This is a genomic window from Streptomyces sp. NPDC090032, from assembly GCF_044748025.1.
Lineage (GTDB): Bacteria > Actinomycetota > Actinomycetes > Streptomycetales > Streptomycetaceae > Streptomyces.
The window spans coordinates 448,291-470,097 of sequence record NZ_JBIVFF010000004.1 but is presented as its reverse complement, the minus strand read 5'-3'; the positions used below and the strand labels follow the sequence as shown (position 1 = coordinate 470,097).

The 21,807-nt window shown below is 72.0% G+C and carries 19 protein-coding genes; 10 read left to right on the top strand and 9 right to left on the bottom strand.

What is annotated here, in order from left to right; all coding sequences use genetic code 11:
- The first annotated feature begins 79 nt into the window (after nucleotides 1-79).
- The gene (locus ACIPWY_RS12045; RefSeq protein ID WP_362902444.1) at nucleotides 80-652 is read left to right on the top strand and encodes a TetR family transcriptional regulator; all 573 of its coding nucleotides are present in this window, start codon (nucleotides 80-82) and stop codon (nucleotides 650-652) included.
- Between the two features lie 124 nt (nucleotides 653-776).
- Here ACIPWY_RS12045 and ACIPWY_RS12040 read toward each other — a convergent pair whose 3' ends face one another.
- The 3 genes from ACIPWY_RS12040 to ACIPWY_RS12030 are packed head-to-tail and all read right to left on the bottom strand — an operon-like array spanning nucleotide 777 to nucleotide 3,382.
- Nucleotides 777-1,016 carry a hypothetical protein gene (locus ACIPWY_RS12040; protein WP_362902442.1) on the bottom strand — a complete coding sequence of 80 codons (240 nt, stop codon included), beginning with the start codon at nucleotides 1,014-1,016 and terminating at the stop codon, nucleotides 777-779.
- A gap of 20 nt (nucleotides 1,017-1,036) precedes the next feature.
- Entirely contained in the window at nucleotides 1,037-3,136 is a 2,100-nt protein-coding gene (gene malQ / locus ACIPWY_RS12035) for a 4-alpha-glucanotransferase (RefSeq protein WP_393701909.1), read from the bottom strand.
- The gene (locus ACIPWY_RS12030) at nucleotides 3,137-3,382 is read right to left on the bottom strand and encodes a hypothetical protein (protein ID WP_362902438.1); all 246 of its coding nucleotides are present in this window, start codon (nucleotides 3,380-3,382) and stop codon (nucleotides 3,137-3,139) included.
- 319 nt (nucleotides 3,383-3,701) lie between these two features.
- Here ACIPWY_RS12030 and ACIPWY_RS12025 point away from each other — a divergent pair, with 319 nt between their 5' ends.
- Entirely contained in the window at nucleotides 3,702-6,683 is a 2,982-nt protein-coding gene (locus ACIPWY_RS12025) for a beta-N-acetylglucosaminidase domain-containing protein (protein WP_401532976.1), read from the top strand.
- 30 nt (nucleotides 6,684-6,713) lie between these two features.
- On the opposite strand, the gene ACIPWY_RS12020 is transcribed toward ACIPWY_RS12025, so the two are convergent.
- Nucleotides 6,714-7,775 (bottom strand): mechanosensitive ion channel family protein, encoded by a 1,062-nt coding sequence (locus tag ACIPWY_RS12020; protein WP_362902434.1) that lies wholly within the window; start codon nucleotides 7,773-7,775, stop codon nucleotides 6,714-6,716.
- Nucleotides 7,776-8,034: 259 nt separating this feature from the next.
- Between ACIPWY_RS12020 and ACIPWY_RS12015 the strand changes: the two genes are divergently transcribed.
- Nucleotides 8,035-8,571 carry an HNH endonuclease gene (locus tag ACIPWY_RS12015; RefSeq protein ID WP_100594167.1) on the top strand — a complete coding sequence of 179 codons (537 nt, stop codon included), beginning with the start codon at nucleotides 8,035-8,037 and terminating at the stop codon, nucleotides 8,569-8,571.
- Between the two features lie 79 nt (nucleotides 8,572-8,650).
- On the opposite strand, the gene ACIPWY_RS12010 is transcribed toward ACIPWY_RS12015, so the two are convergent.
- From ACIPWY_RS12010 to ACIPWY_RS11990, 5 genes are read right to left on the bottom strand one after another with little or no spacing between them, the layout of a single operon-like run.
- Entirely contained in the window at nucleotides 8,651-9,247 is a 597-nt protein-coding gene (locus ACIPWY_RS12010; protein WP_393701904.1) for a hypothetical protein, read from the bottom strand.
- On the bottom strand, nucleotides 9,244-10,620 hold the full coding sequence (locus tag ACIPWY_RS12005; protein ID WP_401532973.1) for a hypothetical protein: 1,377 nt from the start codon (nucleotides 10,618-10,620) through the stop codon (nucleotides 9,244-9,246). The genes ACIPWY_RS12010 and ACIPWY_RS12005 overlap by 4 nt, the downstream gene beginning before the upstream one ends.
- Nucleotides 10,617-11,393, bottom strand: coding sequence for an ATP-binding cassette domain-containing protein (locus tag ACIPWY_RS12000; RefSeq protein ID WP_401532971.1), 777 nt, complete (start codon nucleotides 11,391-11,393; stop codon nucleotides 10,617-10,619). The genes ACIPWY_RS12005 and ACIPWY_RS12000 overlap by 4 nt, the downstream gene beginning before the upstream one ends.
- Nucleotides 11,390-12,349 carry a zf-HC2 domain-containing protein gene (locus ACIPWY_RS11995; RefSeq protein ID WP_401532969.1) on the bottom strand — a complete coding sequence of 320 codons (960 nt, stop codon included), beginning with the start codon at nucleotides 12,347-12,349 and terminating at the stop codon, nucleotides 11,390-11,392. Before ACIPWY_RS11995 ends, ACIPWY_RS12000 begins: the two co-directional genes overlap by 4 nt.
- Complete coding sequence (locus ACIPWY_RS11990) at nucleotides 12,346-12,906, bottom strand: RNA polymerase sigma factor (RefSeq protein ID WP_393701898.1); 561 nt, start codon at nucleotides 12,904-12,906, stop codon at nucleotides 12,346-12,348. Before ACIPWY_RS11990 ends, ACIPWY_RS11995 begins: the two co-directional genes overlap by 4 nt.
- 186 nt (nucleotides 12,907-13,092) lie before the next feature.
- Here ACIPWY_RS11990 and ACIPWY_RS11985 point away from each other — a divergent pair, with 186 nt between their 5' ends.
- From ACIPWY_RS11985 to ACIPWY_RS11955, 7 genes are all read left to right on the top strand, one after another.
- Nucleotides 13,093-14,271 carry an ROK family transcriptional regulator gene (locus tag ACIPWY_RS11985; RefSeq protein ID WP_362902424.1) on the top strand — a complete coding sequence of 393 codons (1,179 nt, stop codon included), beginning with the start codon at nucleotides 13,093-13,095 and terminating at the stop codon, nucleotides 14,269-14,271.
- Between the two features lie 65 nt (nucleotides 14,272-14,336).
- Entirely contained in the window at nucleotides 14,337-15,674 is a 1,338-nt protein-coding gene (locus ACIPWY_RS11980; protein ID WP_393701896.1) for an ABC transporter substrate-binding protein, read from the top strand.
- 31 nt (nucleotides 15,675-15,705) lie between these two features.
- Complete coding sequence (locus ACIPWY_RS11975; protein ID WP_362902420.1) at nucleotides 15,706-16,641, top strand: sugar ABC transporter permease; 936 nt, start codon at nucleotides 15,706-15,708, stop codon at nucleotides 16,639-16,641.
- Between the two features lie 5 nt (nucleotides 16,642-16,646).
- On the top strand, nucleotides 16,647-17,555 hold the full coding sequence (locus ACIPWY_RS11970) for a carbohydrate ABC transporter permease (RefSeq protein WP_362902418.1): 909 nt from the start codon (nucleotides 16,647-16,649) through the stop codon (nucleotides 17,553-17,555).
- Between the two features lie 8 nt (nucleotides 17,556-17,563).
- Nucleotides 17,564-18,829 (top strand): 6-phospho-beta-glucosidase, encoded by a 1,266-nt coding sequence (locus tag ACIPWY_RS11965; protein ID WP_362902416.1) that lies wholly within the window; start codon nucleotides 17,564-17,566, stop codon nucleotides 18,827-18,829.
- Nucleotides 18,820-19,794 carry an N-acetylglucosamine kinase gene (locus ACIPWY_RS11960; RefSeq protein ID WP_393701890.1) on the top strand — a complete coding sequence of 325 codons (975 nt, stop codon included), beginning with the start codon at nucleotides 18,820-18,822 and terminating at the stop codon, nucleotides 19,792-19,794. Before ACIPWY_RS11965 ends, ACIPWY_RS11960 begins: the two co-directional genes overlap by 10 nt.
- 554 nt (nucleotides 19,795-20,348) lie before the next feature.
- Nucleotides 20,349-21,791 (top strand): hypothetical protein, encoded by a 1,443-nt coding sequence (locus ACIPWY_RS11955; protein WP_401532964.1) that lies wholly within the window; start codon nucleotides 20,349-20,351, stop codon nucleotides 21,789-21,791.
- The last annotated feature ends 16 nt before the right edge of the window (nucleotides 21,792-21,807 follow it).

Genomic DNA, 21,807 nt, shown 5'->3' with positions numbered 1-21,807 from the left:
GCTTGTTGGTCAACGCTTGTTGGCAAACTTAGGCGCACGGCCCTGGACTGTCAACAAGTGTTGGCCTACGGTTGTTGGCATGACAGGAGCCACCCAGCAGGCACGCCGCTCGGACGCCACCCGCACCGCGATCCTCGCGGCCGCCCGCGAACGCTTCGCCGCCGACGGATACGAGCGGGCCACGATCCGCGCCATCGCCAGGGACGCGGCGATCGACCCGTCGATGGTGATGCGCTACTACGGCAACAAGGAGGGGCTCTTCGCCGCGGTCATCGACCTGGACCTGCGGCTGCCGGACCCCGAGACGATCGCGGTCGACGACATCGGCCGGACCCTCGTGCGGCACTTCCTCGACCTGTGGGAGGAGAACGAGGTGCTCACCACGCTGCTGCGCGTGGGCGCCACCAACGCCAAGGGCGCCGAGCGCATGCAGGACATCTTCAAGGAGCAGACACTGCCGCTCGCCCTGAGCGTCTGCCCCGACCCCGCCGAGGCCCCGGTGCGGGCCGCGCTCTGCGCGTCACAGGTCCTCGGCCTCGCGCTCACCCGCTACGTTCTGCGCTTCGGCCCCGCCGTCGGGCTCGGCCGCGACGAGATCGTGGAATGGCTCGCGCCGACCCTCCAGCGCTACCTGACGGCCGAGCGTCCGTAAGACCCCGCGAACGCCCCGGGAACGCACCGGCGACGCACACCGGAAACGCACCGAGGGCGCCCTCGGTGCGCGGTGCACACGAGGACGCCCTCGGCAAAGACGTGAGAAGTGAGAGGTGCGGCGGTCAGCCCTGCTTCTGCGGCTTGCGGGACTTGTCACCGACGATCACGAGGCCGGCGATCACCAGGAACAGCACGATCGGCGCCGCGACATAGAGGCCGAGGGTCTCGATGACCGAGAGGCCCTGACCGGGGTCGTCGCCGTCGTCGCGCGCCAGCGCGAGCGCGGGGGACGACATGAGCAGCATCATCAGCGTCGTACCGGCAGCCAGGGCGCCGGCGCGCAGGGCGTTCTTCTTGTCCACGGTGCAAACGTAGCGAACACCTAAACGGGCCGCGCGCCCGGGGGTGCCGTACGGGGCAGTCCGGACCGCAGGACCTCGATGAGCGCATGCGTCCTCGGTGAGGCCGTGAGTTCCTCGAAGGTGACCGGACGGCCGGTGGGATCGGCGATCGGGAGCCGCCAGTTCGGATACTCGTCCCAGGTCCCCGGCAGGTTCTGCGGGCGCCGGTCGCCGACCGCGTCGGGCAGCCAGACACCGACCAGGCGGGCCGGGGTCAGCAGCAGGAAGCGATGGACGGCACGGATCTCCTCCTCCTCGCACAGGCCCTCTCCCCCGCCGCCGGGCAGCAGTCCGAGGCGCGCGAACAGGCCGGTCCACTCGGCGACTTCCGCGGTGGCCTCGGCCTCCTCCCGCGCGAGCGGCCGCCCGAGCAGGCCGAGGCTGTCCCGCAGCCGCACATGGTCGCCGGTCAGCCGGGCCGCGGTGGACGGCAGGTCGTGGGTGGTGGCGGTCGCCACGCAGTCCGTACGCCACCGCTCCGGCGGCACGGGGCGGCCCGTCCCGTCCCAGTCCCGCTCGAACCACAGCACGGATGTGCCGAGCACCCCGCGCGCGTTCAGGGCCTCGCGGACGCCGGGCTCGACCGTGCCGAGGTCCTCGCCGATCACCAGGGCGTCGGCGCGGCCGGCCTCCAGGGCGAGGACGGCGAGCATCGCCTCCGCGTCGTAACGGACGTACACCCCCTCGGTCGGCGGCTGTCCGGCCGGCACCCACCAGAGCCGGAACAGACCCATGACGTGGTCGATACGGACGGCTCCGGCGTGGGCGAGCAGCCCGCGCAGGAGCGCGCGGTACGGCGCGTAGCCCGCGGCGGCGAGCCGGTCGGGGCGCCAGGGGGGCAGCCCCCAGTCCTGGCCGCGGGAGTTGAAGGCGTCCGGGGGCGCGCCGATGGACATGCCCGCGGCGAAGATGTGCTGCTGGGCCCAGGCGTCGGCGCCCTGCGGGTGCACGCCCACGGCCAGGTCGTGGACGAGCCCGATGGGCATACCGGCGTCGCGTGCGGAGCGCTGCGCGGCGGCCAGTTGGGCGTCGGTGAGCCAGGCGAGGTGGCTGTGGAAGTCGACGCGGTCCATCAACTCGGCGCGGGCGTGGGCGGTTTCGCGGGATCCGGGGTCGCGCAGGGGCTCGGGCCAGGTGTGCCAGTCGGGGCCGTGCCGCTCGGCGAGCGCGTACCAGGTGGCGTGGTGGTCCAGGTCCGCGCCCTGCTCGGCGAGGAAGTCCCAGTAGGCGGCGCGGCGGCCGGGGCTGAGCGGGACGCGCGCGACGAGTTCGAGGGCGCGGCGCTTGAGGTCCCATACGGCGTCGCGGTCGATCAGGGCGCTCTTGTGCAGGACGCCGTCGCGCAGCCGGGCGGCCTCGGCGAGCAGCTCGCGCACGCGGTCGCGGTCGGCGTCGGGCAGATAGGCGTACTCGGGGATGTCCTCGACGCGCAGATGGACCGGGTCGGGGAAGCGGCGCGACGACGGGCGGTACGGGGAGGGGTCCGTCGGCCCCGCTCCACCGGGTACGGCCGCGTGCAGCGGGTTGACCTGCACGAACCCGGCGCCGGCGGTGCGGCCCGCCCAGGCCGCGAGGTCGGCCAGGTCACCGAGGTCGCCCATGCCCCAGGACTTCGCCGACAGGAGGGAGTAGAGCTGCACGAGCAGCCCGTACGCGCGCTCGCCCGGGGTGCGTACGCGTGGCGGGGCGACGATCAGGTGGGCGTCGGCCGTGGCGCCGCCCGGGGCGGTGGCCCGCAGCCGGTGGACGCCGAGGGGAACGGGCCCTGTCGGTCGCCAGTCTTCGACGCGCTCGCCCTGCTCGGTGGCCAGCTGGAGGTTCACCCCTTCGGGTAATTCCCGCGCCCAGGCCGGGGCGGGCTCACCGGACCACAGGACGACCGTCGGCGGCAGCAGGCGCTCCGCGGCCTCCGCCTCGCGCGCGGCCAGCGCGTCCCGTACGGACTCCGGGGTGCGCGCGTCGACACCGAGGGCGGCGAGGACGGCGACGAGCGCGGCGTCCGGGGCCTCGACCGTGCGGCCGGGGGAAGGGGAGTAGGACGGGGCGACCCCGTGCAGCGCGGCGAGCCGGGCCAGCGTCACCTAGACCCCCGAGGAGTCCAGGCCCGCGACCGGTCCCGAGGGGGTCGGCTCGCTGGTGAGGGGCGCTACGTCGATGAGGGCGGGCTCGCTGGTGAGCGGCTGTGTGTCGGCGAGGGGCGGTTCGCTGGTGAGGGGCAGTTCGGCGCCGAACGCGAACTCGTCCGGCAGCGGCAGGGCGGGGGCGGGCAGGATGACGTCCGCCTGTTTGGACAGGGCCGAGAGCAGAAGGTGCGCTGATGCGGCCATGACGGCCTCCTTTTCGCGGTTCTTCGCGGGTCTTGTCGTCGATCTTTTCGTGAGTGACGGTCTCGGCAGCTCTACCCAGCAAGCACGGCCCCAGACATGAACGGCCCGACAAGGTGTTGGTGGTCACATTCTGTTCCATGGGCGGGACCCGGCCGGTGGACGACGCGAATCACCTTCTCCAGCCACTCCCGGCCGGGCAATTGCGGCACAACGGCCACTCCCGTTGACACTCCGGCCCGGTCAGTGGTGGGCTCGGTTGCCACCCTGGGACACCCGTGACCGGTCCCACCACCGTGCCGAGACCAACGAGGAGTGTGCCGTGCAGCTCCGGCGCCGCAGGAAGGGGGCGGCGGCGATCGCTGTCGCCGTCATCGCCAGTGCGCTCGGGGGAGCCTCCGGTGCGGTGGCGGCCCCGCCCGGGCCGTCGCTCGCCACGGGTGACCGGGACAGCGACACGGGGACGCCCGCGGTGTGGCCCCGGCCGCAGTCCCTGCGTACCGCCTCCGGCGCGGAGTCCGTCACCGTGAGCGACGAGGTCGTCCTCGTCACGGGCCGCGGCGTCGACCGGTACGCGGTGGACGCCCTGCGCACCGCTCTGCGCGGGGCGGGTGCCCGGCACATCACCGAGGTCGACGACGAGAGCCGCCTGCCCGCCGGTCCCGCGCTCGTGGTGCGGATCGGCTCCGTGGCCGCCGGGACCGCCGCCGGCGACGGATGGGGAGCGGCCGAAGCGCGCCCCGGCCGGGGACAGGGCCTGGAGACGGCACTCGGCGCCCTCGGCGCGTCGGCCCGCAAGGACCTGCCGTCCGGCGGGTACAGGCTCGCCGTCGGGCCGACGGACGGCCGGGACACCGTCGCCATGGAAGGCGTCGGTGACGACGGCCTGTTCCACGCCGTGCAGACGTTCCGGCAGCTGGTGAGCGGGCGGAAGGTCGCCGGGGTCGTCGTGCGCGACTGGCCGGGGACGGCAGTGCGCGGGATGACGGAGGGGTTCTACGGGACCCCGTGGACGCGTGAAGAGCGGCTCGACCAGCTGGACTTCATGGGGCGTACCAAGCAGAACCGCTATCTGTACGCGCCGGGCGACGACCTGTACCGGCAGGCGCGGTGGCGCGAGACGTATCCGGCCGCCCAGCGCGCGGACTTCCGGGCCCTTGCCGAGCGGGCGCGCGCCAACCACGTGACGCTGAGCTGGGCCGTGGCGCCCGGGCAGGCGATGTGCATGTCGTCGGACGACGACGTCAGGGCTCTGAACCGCAAGCTCGACGCCATGTGGGCGCTCGGCGTGCGGGCGTTCCAGCTGCAGTTCCAGGACGTGTCGTACAGCGAGTGGCACTGCGAGGCGGACGCCAGGACGTTCGGCTCGGGGCCGAAGGCGGCGGCGCGCGCGCAGGCGCGCGTGGCGAACGCGGTGGCGCGCCACCTCGCCGCGCGGCACCCGGGCGCGGAGCCGCTGTCGATGATGCCCACGGAGTTCTACCAGGACGGGTCGACGGAGTACCGCGCGGCGCTCGCGAGCGGGCTCGACGACTCCGTCGAGGTCGCGTGGACGGGCGTCGGCGTGGTCCCGCGCACGATCACCGGGCGCGAACTGGCGGGCGCGCGGACCGCGTTCGGGTCCGCGCACGACCTCGTCACGATGGACAACTACCCGGTCAACGACTACGCGCAGGACCGCATCTTCCTCGGGCCCTACACGGGCCGCGAGCCCGCGGTGGCGACAGGTTCGGCGGCACTGCTCGCCAACGCGATGGAGCAGCCCGCGGCCTCCCGCATCCCGCTGTTCACGACGGCGGACTACGCGTGGAATCCGCGCGACTACCGCCCGCAGGAGTCCTGGAAGGCCGCGATCGACGACCTGGCGGGCGGTGACGCGCGCACCCGCGAGGCGCTCGGCGCACTGGCGGGCAACGACGCGTCGTCCGTCCTCGGCGAGGACGAGTCCGCGTACCTGAAGCCGGTCCTCTCCGGCTTCTGGGACTCCCGTACGAAGATGCTCACCGACCGCGCGCGGTACGAGGCGGCGGCGAAGAAGCTGCGGGACGCGTTCACCGTGATGCGGCGGGCGCCGGAGCAGCTCGAGGCCACTGCGGTGGACGAGGAAGTGCGGCCCTGGAGCGACCAGTTGGCGCGGTACGGGGAGGCCGGGGAAGCGGCCGTCGACATGCTGGACGCGCAGGCCCGCGGCGACGGGGCGGCGGCATGGCGGGCGGCACGGCTCCTGGAACGCCGGCGGGCCGACCTGAAGTCCCGTCAGGTCACCGTGGGCAAGGGGGTCCTTGACCCATTCCTCGACCGGGCTCAGAAGGCGTACGCGGCGTGGGCGGGGACCTCGCACGCGGACGCGGCGGCCGACGGTGAGGCGAAGCTGCCGCGGGCGCGGCGGCTCACGGCGGTGACGGTCCTGGCCGACCCGGGCACCCATGGCACCGTGCAGGTCCATGTGCCGGGCGAGGGCTGGAAGTCCGTGGGCACGCTCGCGGACGGCGGCTTCACCGAGCCGGACCTGGGGCCGAAGGACGTACGGGCGGACGCGATCCGGGTGTCCGGCGCCGCGAAGGGCGCCGTGCGCCATGTCGTCCCCTGGTACGCGGACTCCCCCGACGCCTCGTTCGAGCTGGCCCGCACGGAGCTGGACGCGGAGATCGGCGGGGGCGCGCGAAGGGTGACGGCGCGCCTGACGCCGCAGCGGCCCGGCAACGTGGAGGGCCGCCTCAGCGCGGAGGGACCGCACGGCATCAAGGTGACCCTGCCCGCACAGGCGACGCTCCCGCGTGGCACGCAGGTGAGCGCTCCGGTCGACATCACGGTCCCGGAGAACACCCCGGCGGGCACGTACGACGTCCCGGTCAGTTTCGCCGGCACGACGCGCACGGTGTCGGTGCGGGCGTACCCCCGCACGGCGGGCCCGGACCTGGCCCGCGAGGGCAAGCCCTCGTCCTCGGCCGACGAGACCGCGGACTTCCCGGCGTCCCTCGCCACCGACGGCGACCCGGAGACCCGCTGGTCGTCCCCCGCCGAGGACGGCGCCTGGTGGCAGGTGGAACTGGCGAAGCCGGTGCGCCTCGGCCAGGTCGTACTGCACTGGCAGGACGCGTACGCGAAGGGCTACCGCATCCAGACGTCCGCCGACGGAAAGTCGTGGCGCACGGCGGCGACGGTGAAGGACGGCCAGGGAGGCCGCGAGTCGGTCCGCATGGACGCCCGCGACACCCGCTTCGTCCGCGTCCAGGGCGACAAGAGGGCCACGCAGTACGGCTATTCGCTGTGGTCGGTGGAGGCGTACGCGGTCGCGGAGTGACGCGAGCGGGCCGGCGTACGCCTTGGGCCGTTACTTCGCCATGTTCGGCGACGTGATCGGCGACGCCGCCAGGGACTGCGGGGACGTGCTCGACGCGTAGGCGGACGGGGCCGAGACGCCGGCCGTCGGGTCGGCGGTGGCCTCGTCGCCGGTCAGCAGGGGGAGGCGGCCCACGATGCGGATCCCGGCCTCGTCGAAGGCCAGCTTGATGCGCCAGCGCAGCTCGCGCTCCACGGTGAGGGCCTTGCCGGGCATCGTCTTCGCCGAGACGCCCACGACCATGGAGTCGAGGAGCACGCTGTCCAGGCCGAGGATCTCGACCGGGCCCCACAGCATCTCGTTCCAGGGCTCGTCCTTGCTCATGGCGACGCCGACCTCGGCCAGGGTCTCCTTGACCTTGACCAGGTCCTCGTCCGAGCGGACGGTGACGTCGACGCTCGCGGTGGCCCAGCCCTGGGAGAGGTTGCCGATGCGCTTGACCTCGCCGTTGCGGACGTACCAGATCTCGCCGTCGGCGCCCCGCAGCTTGGTGACGCGCAGGCCGACCTCGATCACCTCGCCGGAGGCGACGCCCGCGTCGATGCTGTCCCCGACGCCGTACTGGTCCTCGAGGATCATGAAGACGCCGGACAGGAAGTCCGTGACGAGGTTGCGGGCGCCGAAGCCGATCGCGACACCCGCGACACCCGCCGAGGCGAGCAGCGGGGCCAGATTGATCTGGAACGTGCCGAGGATCATCAGGGCGGCTGTGCCGAGAATCACGAAGGAGGCGACCGAGCGCAGCACGCTGCCGATGGCGTGCGAGCGCTGCCGGCGGCGCTCCACATTGACCAGCAGGCCCCCGAGCGCCGTGCCGTCGACGGCCTGCGCCGTGCGGTTCATGCGCTCGATGAGCTTGGTGATGGCGCGCCGGATGGCCACTCTGAGGACCGCGGCGATGACGACGATGAGCAGGATGCGCAGGCCGATACCCAGCCAGGTGGACCAGTTCTGCTCGACCCAGCTGGCGGCGTTGGTGGCCTGTTCCTGGGCGTCCTTGAATGTGGTCGGGTCCGAGGATGGATCGGACGCCGACAGGACGGACAAGATCACGGCAGAAACCTCCAGGCATAGCGGCCGCCCGCGAAAGGCGAAGTTACGGGCAGACTCACCACACTAACGGGGCATTGTGTGTGGATCGTTGTCTTGTTCGAGGGAGAGACCGTCCTCACCTGGGGATGTAGGGGCTGTGGTCGAAAACACTCCCAGCCCGTTACCGGGACATGGTGGCGCTTGTGCAGGCCATGAGGGGAAACTGACTACAGATCGTCCCGGCGCGAGCCACGCGCCGCCGGCGTACAAGGAGGCATCCGTGCCGCATGTCCTGGTCCTCAACGCGTCGTACGAGCCACTCGGCGTCGTACCGCTCCGCCGCGCGCTCGTTCTGGTCCTCGAGAACAAGGCCATGTGCCTCGAGGAGTCCGGCGCCTATATGCACAGCGCAACCTGTACCGTCCCTGCACCGAGCGTGGTCCGCCTCAAGCGGTTCGTCCGGGTCCCTTACAGGGGGCCCGTTCCTCTGACCCGGCGGGCGCTGTTCGCCAGGGACGGCGGGCGGTGCATGTACTGCGGTGGTGTCGCAACCAGCGTCGACCACGTCATTCCCAAGAGCCGCGGCGGCCAGCACGCGTGGGAGAACGTGGTCGCGTCCTGCCGCCGCTGCAACCACGTCAAGGCCGACCGTCACCTGGTCGAGATCGGCTGGCGCCTGCGGCACAAGCCGGCCCCGCCGACCGGGCTCGCCTGGCGCATCATCGGGACCGGGCACAGGGATCCGCGCTGGCTGCCGTACTTGCAGCCGTTCGGCGCGGACGAGGCCCTGGCCCGGATCGAAGGCATTTCCGCCTGACCATCGATCCGGGTCTTTGTTTTCACCGGTACGTTCTGCGGGCCCCCCGCAGGACGTACCGCCCGGGCTGTTGCCCGCCTCAGCGCTCGGCCCGGGCTCCGCGCCGGGCGTAGAGCGCGCCGCCGAGCACGAACAGCGTGAGCGCGGCAGCCCAGGCACCGCGCTGCGGCCCCGTCTGCATGGGCCACGAAAGGACCGTCGCCTCCCGCATGCGGGGTGACGAGAACGACAGATAGACGGTCGAGAAGTACAGCATCGCGGGCAGCCAGCTGAGCCGCGCCCCGATGACCACCGCCGCGAGGGCGGTGATGCCGGTCGCGCCGAGGACGTTGCGGGTCATCGCCGGAGCGCCGTAGACCTGCGTGTCGCCCGGCAACGCGAGGGCGAGGACGGCCGCCGCGAGGGCGGTGAGAGCCAGCAGATGGGCAAGCCGCCGTCGCCACCAGGGGCGTACTGCCGTGCGGTCCAGCTCCTCCGCGTGCTGATGAAGGCTGGTGCCGATCGCGGCGGAGGTGAGCAGCGGGGCCAGGGTGAGGAGGGGGACGCGGCGGTACGGGTCGAGGAACGCGTCCGGCTGGGGCCCGGCCCACAGGGTGAAGAGCGCCGCGCACACGAGCATGAGGAGCGTGAGGGGCAGGCCCCGCGAGCGGGCGTAGAGAGCCAGGGGTGTACTCACAGTGACGGGACCTCCTTCGGGTCGGGGGCGCAGTCGCGGGCGGTCGCGAAGTAGCGGCTCAGCCAGGCGCGGCGCGTCTCGGGGGACATGGCCTTGAGGTGGTCCAGGGCCGCCTCGTCGGCGCGGTCCTCGGCGAGTCTCTTCTTGTCGCCCCGGTGCACGACGAGGTTCTGGTCGCGTATCTGCCCCTGGAGGCGGCTGGGGGCCAGCCAACGCGTGACAGCCTGGTCGGTCCGGCCGATCCGTGGGTCCTGGTCCTTCGGCATGGGGCAGTCATCGCGTACGAGGTTCTGGGCGGCCTCCCACGCGTACTGCTGCGGATCGGTCAGCTCCCCGCGCACCACACCCCAGCCGAGCGGCGTGAGATCCGGCAGCTCGGCCTCGTCCTCGTGCGGCCTGCCCGGCAGGTTCTCGAAGCGGACCGGCAGGTTCTGTACGCCGTCGAGGCGGCCCATGAGCCCCGAAAGGGCGTCCGACACCTTGGGCAGCATCCCCGGGTAGGCGGCGCTGACGCAGATGCGCGGAGCGGATTCGTCGCACACCTGGCGCTGGGTCAGCGGGTTGCGCTGCCACATGGAGTCCCCGCTCTGCACGAGGACGACGGCCGCGGCGAGTGCGGCCACGAGCGGGACGAGGGCGGTGGCGCGACGGCGCGCCGCGTGAGCGAGGACGGCCGTCAGGGCGAGTGCGCTCCCCCACAGGGCGAAGACGAGGGGCTGCCACCACACGGGCACCGTGGTGCTGCCGAGCGGGAGCCCTCCGGCGGGCCCGACGAAGCGGATGGCGGAGTCCGCGGTGGAAGCGAGGCCGAAGAGGACGTAACCGCTCAGGGCGAGCACCGGGGCCGCGAGCCGCCACGGCACGAGCCGGCCCGCCACATGCCCGAGCAGTGCGCAGGCGCCGACCGTCAGCGCGTCGCCGAGGAGCACGAGCGGCAAGGGGTGTCCGGCGGAGGTGTAGGGCAGGCTGGCCAGCAGCGAGCCGACGGCCGCGAGGGCGTATCCCGCTGTCACCCACAGCGCGACGGGCAGCGCGCAGACCAGGAACTGTGCCAGCGGGCCCCGGGGCATCGACGCCCTCAGCTCGCCCATCCGCGTCCGACGCTCCCGCCCGCCCTGCCAGGCGCCTGCCGCGAGGGCGAGGGGGACGGCCAGGGCGGCGGCCGCGAGATGCAGGTTGCTCATGGTCCCGGGCCAGCTGCCCTGCCACTGGGCTGCTTTGGACGCCATGAGGCCGCCCACGCTGAGCAGTGCGGCGATTCCGGACCAGGGGGCGAAGCCGCGGAGCAGCTCGGCGCGCAGGGGGTGGTGGGGGCGGCCGGGTGCTTTCGGCGCCGGTGGGGCGGTGAAGGGTGCGTCGACGTCTGTGGTCATCGGCCCGCTCCGGCCGTGGCCGCGCGATGGCCTCGGAGAGCGGCCGTGTAGCCGCGTTCGGTGGCGTTGCCGTCGGCTTCGTCGCCGTCCGTGCCGAGGGCGGCGAGGGACCCCGGGGTGCCGCGGTAGGCGATCCGGCCGGTCTCGATCAGCGTCACCTGGGTGCAGGCCACCGCGACGTCCTCCACGAGATGGGTGGAGACGATGACGGCGGCACCCAGCCCCAACTCCCGCAGCAGTGAACGAAATTCGACCCGCTGCTCGGGATCGAGACCGGCGGTCGGCTCGTCGAGGAGGAGCACCGCCGGGTCGTTCACGATGGCCTGCGCGATGCCGACGCGGCGCACCATGCCGCCCGACAGGTTCTTGATCTTCGCGTCGATACGGTCCGTCAGGCCGACGCGCTCGACGGCCCGCTCGACCGCGTCGGGCGTGAGCGCGGCGGGCATCTCCTTCAGCCAGGCGACGTACGAGACGAACTCGCGCACGGTGAAGCCGGGGTAGTAGCCGAAGTGCTGGGGCAGATAGCCGAGTTGCCGTCGGGCCGCGCTGCGTGCGCGAGCGCCCCGCAGGTCACCGCCGAACATCTCCACCCGGCCGCCGGTCGGTTCGGCGACGGTGGCGAGCACCCGGATGAGGGAGGTCTTGCCGGCGCCGTTCGGGCCGAGGAGGCCGTGGACGCCGGGGCCGAAGTCGAGGTCGACGCCGTCGAGCGCGGGGGCGGGGGTCTTTCGGTGCCGGACGGTCAGTCCGGTCACGTGAATCGTGCTCACGCCTTCTCCAGGTGGTCGTATGCGGAGCGGCGGATGACGAGGACAGCGCCGGACAGCGCCATGGCGGCCGCCCAGCCTGCTTGTGCCGTCGCCCCGTCGAAGTAGAGGGAGATCTGTTCGGTGAGCCGTTCCGCGAGGCGGCCGGGGCCATCGCCGCCTGCGACCGTGGGCACCGCGAGCGCGAGCAGCCAGCCGCCGCCGACGAGGAGCGTCGCGGTGCGGCAGCCGAGGAACGCGGTGAGCGCCAGCGAGGCGAGGGTCAGGGCTAGCCCCGGCAACAGCCAGGCGGCGGCGCCGGGCACCCGCATCTCGTACGGGACAGGCCCGCCGTGGCCCGCAGCCATCGTGCCGGGCAGCAGCAGCCCCGCCACGGTGAGCAGCGGGACGCACACCGCGAGGACGGCGGCCGTGCGCGTCAGGAGCAGCCGCAGCCCGCCCGACGGCGAGGTGGCGGCGAGCTCGTACGCCGGGTCCGCGTGCCGCCCGTAGGACAGGGCGATCCCGGCGACCGGCAGTACGGGGGCCAGGGCGAGCAGCAGGGGCCGGGCGCCCTCGTACCCTCCGGCCTTCCCCAAGCCGACGGCTCCCGCAGCGACGAGCAGCAGGGCCAGGGCCCAGGGCCCGCGCAGCGCGGGTCCGGCGGCCCACAGGAGCCGCCCGCGCCGTGGGTGGTGCGGCCCCGCCGGCAGCGAGTGGGCCTGCGGGGCCGCGGCTCCCTTGACGCCGGCCGGCAACTCCGCCCGGATATCGGCGAGTACGGCCGCGCGGATCTCCGCCAGCTCGGCCCCGGCAGACCCTGCCAGTACCGCACCGGACACCCGCCTGGCGCACGCCCCGCAGCTCTCCACGTGTTTCTCCACGGACCAGTCGTCCGTCTCGGTCAGGTGCCCGTCCGCGTAGCGCGCGGCGAGTTCCTCGCCGACGTGCCAAGCCGATCCGTGCCGTTCGCCGCTCATGCGGTGCCTCCCATCGGCGTCAACTGGCCGAGTGCGATGCGCAGTTCACGCCGTGCCCGCATCGCCCGGGTCTTCACGGTGCCTTCCGGTATGCCGAGCAGGCGGGCGGCCTCGCGGGTGGTCAGACCGTCGACGACCGTGGCTCGCAGCACTTCGCGCAACTCGGGTGAGATGCGGCCGAGCGCGGTGCCCACATCGCCGTACTCGAGGCCGTCGAGCACGTGCTCCTCGACGGAGGGGACGTCGGCCGTGGGTGCGTAGGCGATCTGTTCGGTCCGTTCCTGGACCCGTCGGGCGTCGACGAGCCTGCGTGCGGCGATCACCCAGAGCCAGCCGCCGACCTCCGCGCCCCGGTGCGAGGCGGCGGAGCGCCACACGGTGACGAAGGTGTCCTGCAGGACTTCGCGGACGACTTCGGGATCCGCGCACCGCCGGCTGAGCCGCGCGTGCAGCCATCCGGCGTGCCGGTCGTAGAGCGCGGCCATCGCGGCGGAGTCCCCGCCGGCGACGGCGCGCAGCAACGCCGCGTCCGAGTCGTCGTCTCCCTGGCCCCCCATGGGGCGGAACAGTCTCACACCCCTCTATCGACGGCGCATGTCCGTTCGGTTCACGGGGGCGGGCACGAGCGGAACAACGACTTGGCGCCGCCCTGCCGGACCCTATTGACGCCGCCTTCACCCACGGCTTACGTTCCTCGCACGTCAATAGGAAACCTTCCTAACAGTGATGCGAGGAGACAGGTCATGGCCGGTACGGCTCCGGGAACCCCCGGTACCCCGAGCGTCCTGCGCGCCATGAACGACCGCGCGGCCCTCGACCTCCTCGTCGCGCACGGACCGCTGACCCGCACCCGGATCGGGGAGCTGACCGGGCTGTCCAAGCCCACCACCTCCCAGCTGCTCAGCCGGCTGGAAGCGGTGGGGCTGGTGCGCGCCACGGGCAGCCAGACCGGCCGGCCCGGACCGAACGCCGTGCTGTACGAGATCCACCCCGGCGCCGGACACATCGTGGCCCTCTCCGCGGACCCCACCGGGATCACCGCAGTCGTCGCCGACATCGCCGGCGCCGAGCGCGGCCGCTGCCGCATCGAGGCCGTCGCCGTCGCCGACGACGTACGCAACCGGACCGCCCAGCTCGTCGCCGAGGCCTTCGACGGCGCCCTGCGGACGGCCGGGCTCGGCCACGACGACGTCACCACCACCGTGATCGGCACACCCGGCGCCATCGACACGCACACCGGCCAGCTCCGGTACGCCCCGCACCTGCCGGGCTGGCACTCGCGCACCCTGCTCGCCGAGCTCGCCGAGGTCCTCGGCACCCCGGTCTCCATCGAGAACGACGTCAATCTCGCCGCCATCGCCGAGCAGTACGAGGGCGCGGCGCAGGACCACGACGACTTCGTACTGGCCTATGTCGACGAGGGTGTCGGCGCGGCGATCGTGCTCGGCGGCGTGCTCCTGCGGGGCGCGACCGGCGGCGCGGGCGAGATCGGCTACATGCCGCTGCCCGGTGCCCCCCTGGCGCGCGGCGGCGAGAAGGAGATCGCCGGCGAGGACGCCGGGGGCGGCTTCCAGAGTCTGGTCGCCGCGCCCGCCGTGCGACTGCTCGCCGGGGGCGTCAAGGACCTCGGTGAGGCCCTCACCGACCCGGCCGTCCTCGACGAACTGGCCCGCCGCCTGGCCACCGGGCTCGCCGCCGTCGTCGCCGTCGTCGACCCCGAACTCGTCGTCCTGTCGGGACAGGTGGCCCAGGCCGGCGGCGAGGCGCTGCGCGTCCGCGTCGAACGCGAACTCACCGGGCTCGCCCTGCCGCGGCCCCTGCTGCGGATCAGCGATCTCGACGACGACCCAATCCTCACCGGTGCCCTGCGCTCGGCGCTCACCCAGGCCCGCGACATCGTCTTCGACACCGGCAACGTCTGACCCCGCTCCCCTCCCCCACTTTCTCGTACCTCCTCCAACCCCCGCACACGTAAAGGACGTTCGCCATGCCGCGATGGCGTATACCCCTGCGCGCGCCCGTGGCGCTCGCCGCCGCCGGACTGCTGCTGTCCGGCTGCGCCAACCCGAGCGTCGGCAGCGCCGACGACGACCCGGCGAAGCCCGTGACGCTGAAGTTCTGGCACGGCTGGTCGGCCGACGGCGAGGTCAAGGCGATCAACGACTCGATCGCCCGCTTCGAGAAGCTCCACCCGAACATCAAGGTGGAGTCCGTCGGCAACGTCTCCGACGCCACCGTCAACCAGGCCCTGCGCGCGGGCGGCGACGAGGCCCCCGACGTCGTCTCGTCGTTCACCACGAACAACGTCGGCCAGTACTGCGACTCCGGCATGTGGGTCGACCTCGACCCGTTCATGAAGAAGACCGGGCTCGACAAGGCGAAGGTCTTCCCCAAGTCCCTTCTCGACTACACGAGTTACGACGGCAATCAGTGTGCTCTGCCGCTGCTCGCCGACGCCTTCGGCATGTACTACAACAAGGACGCGTTCAAGGAGGCGGGGATCTCCCGGCCGCCGCGGACCATGTCCGAGTTCATCGCCGACTCCAAGAAGCTCACCGTCAGGAGCGGGAACTCGTACAAGCGGGTCGGCTTCATGCCGAACTTCCGGCTCTACCAGAACAGCCCCGACCGCCTGTTCGCCCAGTGGGGCCCGACGTACTTCGACAGGGACGGGAAGTCCCGGCTCTCGAGGGACCCGGCGACGTACAAGTTCTTCGGCACCGCGAAGAAGCTGGTGGACGCGCAGGGCGGATACGACTCCCTGGAGCGGTTCCGGACCTCCTTCGGCGACGAGATGTCCAACCAGAACGCCTTCCTGAGCGGGAAGCTGGCGATGCACCTCGACGGTGAGTGGCGCGGGCTGATGCTGAACGACGCCAAGGCGAAGTTCAAGTGGGGCGTCGCTCCGCTGCCCGTCCCGGACGACCAGGCCGAGACGTACGGGCGTGGCTACCTCACCGGCACCGTGGCCGGTATCGCGCACAGCAGCAAGCACCAGAACGCCGCCTGGGAGCTGGTGAAGTTCCTGACCGCCGACACCGACCAGGTCGTGAAGTTCGCGAACGCCATCCACAACGTGCCGTCCACGAAGGCGGCCCTCAAGTCTCCGAAGCTGGACGTCGATCCGACGTTCCGCACGTTCCTGGACATCGCGAAGAACAAGTACAGCCAGGTGATGCCCCCGTCGACGAACGGCGGCATGTACGTCGTGCAGCTGCAGGACTTCTCGTACACCGAGGAAGCGGGCAAGGTCCCGGATCTGAAGAAGGGGCTGCAACGCCTCGACAAGCTCATCGACGCCGACACCCTGCAGTCGCAGAACTAGTCGCAGAACTGAGGAATCAGGAACCCCGCGCATGGCACTCACACTTTCCCGGCCCGCGCGCCGCAGACTGCGCACGCTCGGCTTTCTCTCCCCCTGGCTGATCGGCTTCAGCGCCTTCTTCGCGTACCCGCTGCTCGCCACCGTCTACTTCTCGTTCATGCACTACAACCAGATCAAGGCGCCCACGTTCGTGGGGCTGAGGAACTGGAAGTACGTGTTCCAGGACATGCCGCTGTTCGGCCCCGCCCTGTGGAACACGCTGTGGCTGGTCGTGATCATGGTGGCGCTGCGCGTCGTCTTCGGGCTCTCGCTCGGGCTGCTGGTCACGAAGATCAAGACGGGCGTCGGCTTCTTCCGTACCGCCTTCTACCTGCCGTACCTCGCCCCGCCGGTGGCAGCCACGGTCGCCTTCGTCTTCCTGCTCAACCCGGGGACCGGGCCGGTCAACGAGGTCCTGAGCAAGATCGGCATCGACGGCCCGAACTGGTTCAACGACGCGGCCTGGGCCAAGCCGTCCCTGGTGATGCTCTCCCTGTGGGGCATCGGCGACCTCATGGTCATCTTCATGGCCGCGCTCCTCGACGTACCCAAGGAGCAGTACGAGGCCGCCGATCTCGACGGCGCGGGCGCCTGGGGCAAGTTCCGGTACGTGACCTGGCCGTCGATCACCCCGATCGTCATGTTCGCCGTCGTCACCGGCGTCGTCCAGACGATGCAGTACTACACGCAGGCCCTGGTCGCCGGAAAGATCGCCTCCGGCGTCTCCATCGGCCCCGGCAGCGTCATCCAGCCCGGCTACCCGGACCACTCGACGCTCACCGTCCCGCAGCTCGTCTACTCGATGGGCTTCCAGAACTTCAACACCGGCGCGGCGTGCGTCCTCTCGCTCGTGCTCTTCGCCATCGCCATGGCCGTGACCATGCTGCTCATGCGCAAGCGCTCGGGCCTGCTCTCGGCGGAGGACTGAGACTCATGACTACTACGACCCTGCGCCCCGCGCCCGCCGCGGCCTCCGAGGCCACCCCCGATCGAGGCCCCGCCGCCGCCCGCGCCCGCCGCAAGCGGATCCTGAACTGGATCGCCGTGCACAGCATCGCCATCGCCGTGGCCCTGCTGTTCATCCTGCCCTTCGTGTTCGTCTTCCTGACGTCCGTGATGAGCGACAGCCAGGCGATGAGCGGCGACCTGTGGCCGGACTCCTGGCACTGGGAGAACTACAAGGCCGTCTTCGAGACCGACGGCTTCCTCGGCTGGTGGAGGAACTCCCTGCTCTACGCGGGCCTCGGGACCCTGCTCACCGTGTGCTCGGCGATCCCTGTCGCGTACGCGCTCGCCAAGTTCCGCTTCCGCGGCCGGCGGACGGCGATGATCCTCGTCATCTCGACGATGATGCTGCCGCCGCAGGTCATCGTGATCCCGATGTACCTGGTGTGGGCGCAGCAGTTCCATCTGTCGGGGACGCTGTGGCCGCTGATCATCCCGATGGCGTTCGGCGACGCGTACTCGATCTTCCTGCTCCGTCAGTTCCTCCTGACGATTCCCAAGGAGTACATCGAGTCGGCGAAGGTCGACGGCTGCGGTGAGCTGCGGACCCTGCTGAAGATCGTGGTGCCGATGGCCAAGCCGGGCATCGCCGCGATCGCGCTGTTCCAGTTCTTCTACTGCTGGAACGACTACTTCGGGCCGCAGATCTACGCGGCCCAGAACCCGGCATCCTGGACGCTGTCGTACGGCCTCGAATCCTTCAAGTCCGCACACAGCGTCAACTGGAACCTGACGATGGCCGCGACCCTCCTCGTGATGGCGCCGGTCTGCATCGTCTTCTTCTTCGCACAGAAAGCCTTCGTCGAAGGCGTCACTCTCACCGGAGTAAAGGGCTAAGGACTGTTATGAAGCTCGCCGTGGTCGGCGGAGGGTCGACCTACACACCCGAACTCATCGACGGATTCGCGCGGTTGAGGGACACCCTGCCGATCGAGGAGCTCGTGCTCGTCGACCCGGCGGCCGACCGGCTCGAGCTGGTCGGCGGCCTTGCCCGGCGGATCTTCGCCAAGCAGGGGCACCCCGGCGTCATCCGTACGACGAGCGACGTGGACGCCGGTGTCGCCGACGCCGACGCGGTCCTGCTCCAGCTGCGCGTCGGCGGTCAGGCCGCCCGCAACCAGGACGAGACCTGGCCGCTGGACTGCGGCTGCGTCGGGCAGGAGACGACCGGCGCGGGCGGCCTCGCGAAGGCGCTCCGCACGGTGCCGGTGGTCCTCGACATCGCCGAGCGGGTGCGCCGCGCGAACCCGGACGCCTGGATCATCGACTTCACCAACCCGGTCGGCATCGTGACCCGCGCGCTGCTCCAGGCCGGGCACAAGGCCGTCGGCCTGTGCAACGTCGCGATCGGCTTCCAGCGGAAGTTCGCGCGGCTGCTCGACGTGACGCCGTCGCAGGTCCACCTCGACCACGTCGGCCTCAACCACCTCACCTGGGAACTGGGCGTCCGCCTCGGCGGCCCGGACGGCGAGAACGTGCTGCCGCGCCTGCTCGGCGAGCACGGCGACGCCATCGCCGAGGACCTGCACATGCCGCGCGCGATCGTGGACCGCCTCGGGGTCGTGCCCTCCTACTACCTGCGGTACTTCTACCAGCACGACGCGGTCGTGCGGGAGATGCGCACGAAGCCGTCGCGCGCCTCCCAAGTCGCCGCGATGGAGCGGGAGTTGCTGGAGATGTACGGCGACCCGGCACTCGACGAGAAGCCCGAGCTGCTCGCGAAGCGGGGAGGAGCCTTCTACAGCGAGGCGGCCGTGGACCTGGCGGCGTCGCTGCTCGGCGGCGGGGGCTCCCCGTACCAGGTCGTCAACACGTACAACAACGGCACGCTGCCGTTCCTGCCCGACGACGCCGTGATCGAGGTGCAGGCGGCGGTCGGCCACAAGGGCGCGACGCCGCTGGCCGTGCCCGCGCTCGACCCGCTGTTCGCGGGCCTCATCGCGAACGTCACCGCGTACGAGGACCTGGCGCTCGAAGCCGCCCTGCGCGGCGGGCGCGACCGCGTCTTCAAGGCGCTGCTCGCGCACCCGCTGGTGGGCCAGATCGAATACGCCGAGAAGCTCACGGACGAGCTGATCGCCCACAACCGGGAGCACCTCGCGTGGGTCTGACCGTCCTTGCCATCGATGCGGGGAACAGCAAGACCGACGTCGCGGTGGTCGCGGCCGACGGCACCGTCGTCGGCACGGCCCGTGGCGGTGGGTTCCAGCCGCCCAAGGTGGGCGTCGAGGCCGCCGTCGACGTGCTCGCCGAGGCCGTCGGCCGCGCACTCGCCGAAGCGGGCACGGCCACGGTGGAACACGTCTCGGCGTGTCTCGCCAACGCCGATCTCCCGGTCGAGGAACGGGAGTTGGCGACGGAGCTGCGCACCCGCGGCTGGGCCGACTCCGTCGACGTACGCAACGACACCTTCGCCGTCCTGCGCGCCGGGCTCCTGAAGGACTCCGAGCCGCGGGGCGTCGCCGTCGTGTGCGGTGCCGGCATCAACTGCGCCGGGATGCGGCCCGACGGGCGCACCGCCCGCTTCCCCGCGATCGGCAAGATCTCCGGCGACTGGGGCGGTGGCGGCGGCCTCGCCGAGGAGGCCCTCTGGTACGCGGCCCGCGCCGAGGACGGCCGCGGCGACGCGACCGCCCTGATGCGTGCCCTGCCCGCGCACTTCGGACTGCCCTCCATGTACGCGCTGATCGAGGCGCTGCACCTGGGCCGCATCCCGATGCATCGACGGCACGAGCTGACACCGGTCCTGTTCGCCACGGCGGCGGACGGCGACCCGGTGGCCCACGCCCTGATCGACCGCATGGGTGACGAGGTCGTGGCGATGTCGGTGGTCGCGCTGGAACGCCTCGGCCTGCTCGACGAGGAGACCCCGGTGCTCCTGGGCGGCTCCGTCCTCGCGGCCCGGCATCCCCAACTCGACGGCCGAATAAGGCAGATGCTCGCCGCGCGCGCCCCGAAGGCGGTCCCGCACGTCGTCACCGCCCGGCCCGTCCTGGGCGCGGCGCTGCTCGGCCTCGACGCCGTGGGGGCGGACGAGGACGTGCACGCGCGCGTGCGGGCGCACTTCGGGGGCTGAGCCGGTCCCGGTCGCGGGAAAGTCGCGGGGAACGTTTCGCCGGAGCGCGTCCTCCGGAGGGTGCTGGTCACTCATCGCACCCTCCGGAGGACGCACCCATGCCCGCCGACCCCACCGCCCGCCGCGCCGCCACCCTCATCGCCTCCGTCCTGACCTGCGACGCCCTGCTGCACCTCTGCTGGTCCACCGGGTACGGGTGCCGGGGCGGGCCGCGCTCGTTCCGGTGGGGGTGCCCCGTGAGGGCCGCCGTAGTCTGGAACGGCTCACCGCCCTGCTGTGACGGGCGCGCGCCGAGGGAACCGATCGGATCCGCCTCACGTGTTCAAGGGCGGGGCTGCACCAGGACATGACCTACGGCGTGCGACGGGGAGGCGTTCGGCGCGGCGTGTTCGGCGTGGTGGGTTCGCGGGGGTTCGCAGGGGAATCCGAACAAGATCCAGTCAATGGCTGTGCGGATGTCAGTCCCTACGGCAATACTTGCGGCCGTGCACCTTCGCCCGCGCTCCCCGCACGCCGGACGGAAGTGACGGACCGATGACCATGGGGGAGGTCGAGTGAACAACCCGCCGAACGGCAGCGCGGCGCCGCCGGGGACGGTCGGCGCGCCCACGATGCCGTCCGTTCCGCCGCAGGTACGGCCGCCGCACGCGCAGGGCCCGGAGCCCGTGGCGCCCGCGCGCGGCACCGCGTGGGCGGAGGGTGTCGACCGGGTGCGCGCCGCGGCGACGACGGAGCCGGGGCGCCTGCGCATCATCGGCGCGGTGCTCGCGCTGCTCGTCGTCGCGTTCGGCGCGGTCACGGCCTGGCAGATGAGCGACCGCTCGGCCGCCGCCGACGACGTCCTGCACAGCAGCCAGCCCCTGAGCGCCGACGCGGCGGACATCTACCGCTCGCTCGCCGACGCCAACACCGCGGCGTCCAGCGGCTTCCTCGCGGGCGGCCAGGAGCCGGCCGAGACGCGGGACCGGTACGAGAGGGACATCAGGACCGCCGCGGCCAAGCTCGTGACGGCGGCGGCGAACTCGGACCCCGACTCCCCTTCCACGGCGGCCATTTCGAAGCTCAACAAGCTGCTGCCGCAGTACAAGGGCCTCATCGAGCGCGCCCGTGCGAACAACCGGCAGGGCTTCCCGCTCGGCGGCGCCTACCTGCGGTACGCGAACGAGACGATGCAGGAGCAGATGCTCCCCGCGGCCGAGGACCTGTACAAGAAGGAGAACGAGCGGCTCCGCTCGGACTACGACAGCGCCACGCCCTACCCCTGGGCCGCGATCGGCCTGGGCGTCGTCGCGCTCGGCGCGCTCGGCTGGGCCCAGCGGCGCAACTACCGCAGGACGAACCGCGTGCTCAACCACGGCCTGGTCGCCGCGACGGCCGCGTCCACGGTCGTCGTCCTGTGGCTCGTCGTCGGCCACAGCGTCGCCCGCGCGGGTCTCCACGAGTCGTACGACCACGGGGTCCGCTCGCTGAACGTGCTGCACGACGCGCGCATCGCCTCCCTCAAGGCCCGGGGCAACGAGAATCTGACGCTGGTCAGCCGCGGCGCCGAGACCGTCGATGTGAAGGGCGTGAGCAAGGACGCCTTCGACGTGGACTACCAGAAGCAGATGAAGACGCTCGCGACGAAGCTCGGGGACGCGACGAAGCTCGCCGACGACAGCACGGGCAAGCGGCCCGTCCAGGCCGCGGGTGACAACATGCGCGTGTGGCAGGACCGTCACAAGGACGCCCGCGAGCAGGACGACGCGGGCAACTACCAGGGGGCGCTGGACAAGGTGATCGGCTCCGCGCAGGACAAGCCGACCCGCGAGTGCTTCGACAACGTCGACAAGGAACTGCAGTCCGCCCTGGCGCACGAGCAGGCGGAGTTCAAGCAGGCGGCCACCGACGGGCGCGGCGCGATGACGGGGCTCCCGGTGGGCGCCGCCGTACTCGCTGTGCTGGGCGCGGCGGGCGCCGTGCTCGGCGTCGGGCGCCGGCTTTCGGAGTACCGGTGAGAGGAGGCGGGACAGC

Bases quoted from the DNA above. Each gene is read 5' to 3' on its own strand.
- ACIPWY_RS11965 (WP_362902416.1), top strand. From the start codon at position 17,564: ATGAAGCTCGCCGTGGTCGGCGGAGGGTCGACCTACACACCCGAACTC.
- ACIPWY_RS11980 (WP_393701896.1), top strand. From the start codon at position 14,337: ATGCCGCGATGGCGTATACCCCTGCGCGCGCCCGTGGCGCTCGCCGCC.
- ACIPWY_RS12005 (WP_401532973.1), bottom strand. From the start codon at position 10,620: ATGACCACAGACGTCGACGCACCCTTCACCGCCCCACCGGCGCCGAAA.
- ACIPWY_RS11985 (WP_362902424.1), top strand. From the start codon at position 13,093: ATGGCCGGTACGGCTCCGGGAACCCCCGGTACCCCGAGCGTCCTGCGC.
- ACIPWY_RS12045 (WP_362902444.1), top strand. From the start codon at position 80: ATGACAGGAGCCACCCAGCAGGCACGCCGCTCGGACGCCACCCGCACC.
- ACIPWY_RS11970 (WP_362902418.1), top strand. From the start codon at position 16,647: ATGACTACTACGACCCTGCGCCCCGCGCCCGCCGCGGCCTCCGAGGCC.
- ACIPWY_RS11995 (WP_401532969.1), bottom strand. From the start codon at position 12,349: ATGAGCGGCGAACGGCACGGATCGGCTTGGCACGTCGGCGAGGAACTC.
- ACIPWY_RS11990 (WP_393701898.1), bottom strand. From the start codon at position 12,906: ATGGGGGGCCAGGGAGACGACGACTCGGACGCGGCGTTGCTGCGCGCC.
- ACIPWY_RS12030 (WP_362902438.1), bottom strand. From the start codon at position 3,382: ATGGCCGCATCAGCGCACCTTCTGCTCTCGGCCCTGTCCAAACAGGCG.
- ACIPWY_RS11975 (WP_362902420.1), top strand. From the start codon at position 15,706: ATGGCACTCACACTTTCCCGGCCCGCGCGCCGCAGACTGCGCACGCTC.